At 66.5% G+C, this 3,542-nt stretch carries 4 protein-coding genes; all 4 read left to right on the top strand.

From position 1 onward, the window contains the following. Positions 1-348 (top strand): succinate dehydrogenase, cytochrome b556 subunit (gene sdhC / locus FJ694_RS36095; RefSeq protein ID WP_157272336.1); only part of this gene is annotated, 348 nt, incomplete at its 5' end. A 29-nt stretch (positions 349-377) separates the two neighbouring features. Beyond that, a complete protein-coding gene (gene sdhD / locus FJ694_RS36090) occupies positions 378-740 on the top strand; it encodes a succinate dehydrogenase, hydrophobic membrane anchor protein (RefSeq protein ID WP_157272335.1) in 363 nt (120 codons plus the stop codon). Positions 741-836: 96 nt separating this feature from the next. Next, a complete protein-coding gene (sdhA, locus tag FJ694_RS36085; protein ID WP_232540386.1) occupies positions 837-2,564 on the top strand; it encodes a succinate dehydrogenase flavoprotein subunit in 1,728 nt (575 codons plus the stop codon). A 13-nt stretch (positions 2,565-2,577) separates the two neighbouring features. Further along, positions 2,578-3,542: succinate dehydrogenase iron-sulfur subunit (locus FJ694_RS36080; RefSeq protein ID WP_232540385.1), on the top strand; the 965-nt coding region annotated here is incomplete at its 3' end.

Genomic DNA, 3,542 nt, shown 5'->3' with positions numbered 1-3,542 from the left:
GGCATCGTGTCGATCCTGCACCGCATCAGCGGCGCGATCCTGTTCTTCCTGCTGCCGTTCATCATCTGGATGTTCGACACCAGCGTCTCTTCGGAAATCTCCTATGAGCGCTTCACCAGCGCCTTCACCGCCGGCGTGGGGCTGTTCCCCGGCTGGTTCATCAAGCTGGTGGCGCTGGCCCTGATCTGGGGCTACCTGCACCACTTCTTCGCCGGCGTGCGCCACCTGTGGATGGACATGACGCACAACACCACCAAGGCCTTCGGCCGCAGCTCGGCGCTGGCGGTGCTGGCTGCCGGCGTGGTGCTGACGCTGGTGCTGGGCGCCAAGCTGTTCGGCGCTTACTGATTCGAAAACTGCAGCGAGGAACATTGCAAATGAACCAGAACTTCGGTTCCAAGCGCCTGGTGGTGGGCGCGCATTACGGCATGCGCGACTGGCTGAGCCAGCGTGTCACGGGCGCGCTGATGGCCCTCTTCACGATCGCGCTGCTGGTGCAGGTGCTCATGCCCGGCGAGCTGGGCTACGACCGCTGGGCCGGCATCTTCTCGGCGCAGTGGATGAAGACGCTGACCTTCGTCGTGATCGTCTCGCTGGCCTGGCATGCCTGGGTGGGCGTGCGCGACATCTGGATGGACTACGTCAAGCCGGTGGGCATCCGCCTGGCGCTGCAGGTTTTCACGATCGCGTGGCTGGTGGGCTGCACGGGTTGGGCGGTCCAGGTGCTGTGGCGCCTTTGAGCCTTCGCTAAAAAGATTCAGGAGTTTCAAGTGGCATTGGGATCGATCTCCAAGCGCAAGTACGACGTCGTCATCGTCGGTGCCGGTGGTTCCGGCATGCGCGCCTCGCTGCAGCTGGCCCGCGCGGGCCTGAACGTGGCCGTGTTGTCCAAGGTGTTTCCCACGCGCTCGCACACGGTGGCCGCGCAGGGCGGCATCGGCGCCTCGCTGGGCAACATGAGCGAGGACAACTGGCACTACCACTTCTTCGACACCGTCAAGGGCTCCGACTGGCTCGGCGACCAGGACGCCATCGAGTTCATGTGCCGCGAGGCGCCGAAGGTCGTGTACGAGCTCGAGCACTTCGGCATGCCCTTCGACCGCAACCCGGACGGCACCATCTACCAGCGCCCCTTCGGCGGCCACACCGCCAACTACGGCGAGAAGCCCGTGCAGCGCGCCTGCGCCGCAGCCGACCGCACCGGCCACGCGATGCTGCACACGCTGTATCAGCAGAACGTCAAGGCGCGCACGCAGTTCTTCGTCGAGTGGATGGCGCTGGACCTGATCCGCGACGCCGAGGGCGACGTGGTGGGCGTGACGGCGCTGGAGATGGAGACCGGCGAGCTGCACATCCTCGAAGGCAAGACCGTGCTGCTGGCCACCGGCGGCGCGGGCCGGATCTTCGCGGCCTCGACCAACGCCTTCATCAACACCGGCGACGGCCTGGGCATGGCCGCGCGCGCCGGCATCCCGCTGGAGGACATGGAGTTCTGGCAGTTCCACCCCACCGGCGTGGCCGGCGCGGGCGTGCTGCTGACCGAGGGCTGCCGCGGCGAGGGCGCGATCCTGCGCAACATCAACGGCGAGCGCTTCATGGAGCGCTATGCCCCGACCCTGAAGGACCTGGCGCCGCGCGACTTCGTCTCGCGCTGCATGGACCAGGAGATCAAGGAAGGGCGTGGCTGCGGTCCCAACAAGGACTACGTCGTGCTCGACATGACGCACCTGGGCGCTGAGACCATCCTCAAGCGCCTGCCCTCGGTGTACGAGATCGGCCACAACTTCGCCAACGTCGACATCACCAAGGAGCCGATCCCCGTGGTGCCGACCATCCACTACCAGATGGGCGGCATCCCGACCAACGTCCACGGCCAGGTGGTCGTGCCCGGCGGCGGCATCCCCAACCAGATCATCAACGGCCTCTACGCCGTGGGCGAGTGCGCCTGCGTGAGCGTGCACGGCGCCAACCGCCTGGGCACCAACTCGCTGCTGGACCTGCTGGTCTTCGGCCGCGCCGCGGGCAACCACATCGTGGACACCGCGCTCAAGGCCAAGTCGCACAAGCCGCTGCCCGCCGACGCTGCCGACCGCTCCCTGGCGCGCCTGGCGCGCCTGGAGTCGAGCACCTCCGGCGAGTACGCGCAGGACGTGGCCAACGACATCCGCAAGACCATGCAGCAGCACGCGGGCGTGTTCCGCACGCAAAAGAGCATGGACGAGGGCGTGGTCAAGATCAACGAGGTCGCCGCGCGCGTCTCCAGCATCACGCTCAAGGACAAGAGCAAGGTGTTCAACACCGCCCGCATCGAGGCGCTGGAAGTCGAGAACCTGATCGAGGCCGCGCAGGCCACGATGGTGTCGGCGGCCGCGCGCACCGAGAGCCGCGGCGCGCACACCGTCAACGACTACGCCGACAGCCCCGAGTTCCCGAACGGCCGCAACGACAAGGAATGGCTCAAGCACACGCTGTACTACAGCGAGGGCCGCCGCCTCGAATACAAGCCGGTCAACATGAAGCCGCTGACGACGGAATCCATTCCGCCGAAGGTCCGTTCGTTCTGAAAGAAGTCCTGCCATGACCAAGCGCACCTTCCAGATCTACCGCTACGACCCCGACAAGGACGCCAGGCCTTACATGCAGACCCTCGAGGTCGAGCTCGACGGCTCCGAGCGCATGCTGCTCGACGCCCTGGTCAAGCTCAAGCAGGTCGACCCGTCCCTGAGCTTCCGCCGCTCCTGCCGTGAGGGCGTGTGCGGCTCGGACGCGATGAACATCAACGGCAAGAACGGCCTGGCGTGCCTGACCAACATGCGCTCGCTGCCCGGCACCGTGGTGCTCAAGCCGCTGCCCGGGCTGCCCGTGGTCCGCGACCTGATCGTGGACATGACGCAGTTCTTCAAGCAGTACCACTCGATCAAGCCGTACCTGGTCAACGACACGCCGCCGCCCGACAAGGAGCGGCTGCAGTCGCCCGAGGAGCGCGACGAGCTCAACGGGCTGTACGAGTGCATCCTGTGCGCGAGCTGCTCCACGAGCTGCCCGAGCTTCTGGTGGAACCCGGACAAGTTCGTGGGCCCGGCCGGCCTGCTGCAGGCCTACCGCTTCATCGCCGACAGCCGCGACCAGGGCACCGCCGAGCGCCTGGACAACCTGGAGGATCCGTACCGGCTCTTCCGCTGCCACACCATCATGAACTGCGTGGACGTGTGTCCCAAGGGCCTCAATCCTGCTGGCGCGATCAGCAAGATCAAGGAGCTCATGGTGCGCCGCGCGTGTAGACCCGCATTACCGACATATTTGCCTGTGCCACCCGGTTGCCCGCCACGCGGCGCGGCGACGTTTCGAATCGACTTGACCATGTCCGAAGAAGCCTCCATGTCCCCGGCTGAGCTGGCCCTGCGCGACGCCGCGCGTGAATATCACCGCTCGCCCTCGCGCGGCAAGATCTCCATCGCGCCGACCAAGCCGCTGTCGAACCAGCGCGACCTGTCGCTGGCCTACTCGCCGGGCGTGGCCTATCCGTGCCTGGACATCGAGCG

Source organism: Azohydromonas aeria (assembly GCF_009760915.1).
GTDB classification, from domain to species: Bacteria; Pseudomonadota; Gammaproteobacteria; order Burkholderiales; family Burkholderiaceae_C; genus Azohydromonas; species Azohydromonas aeria.
Note: the sequence above shows the minus strand (reverse complement) of the source record. Positions and strands in the feature narration are given on the sequence as shown.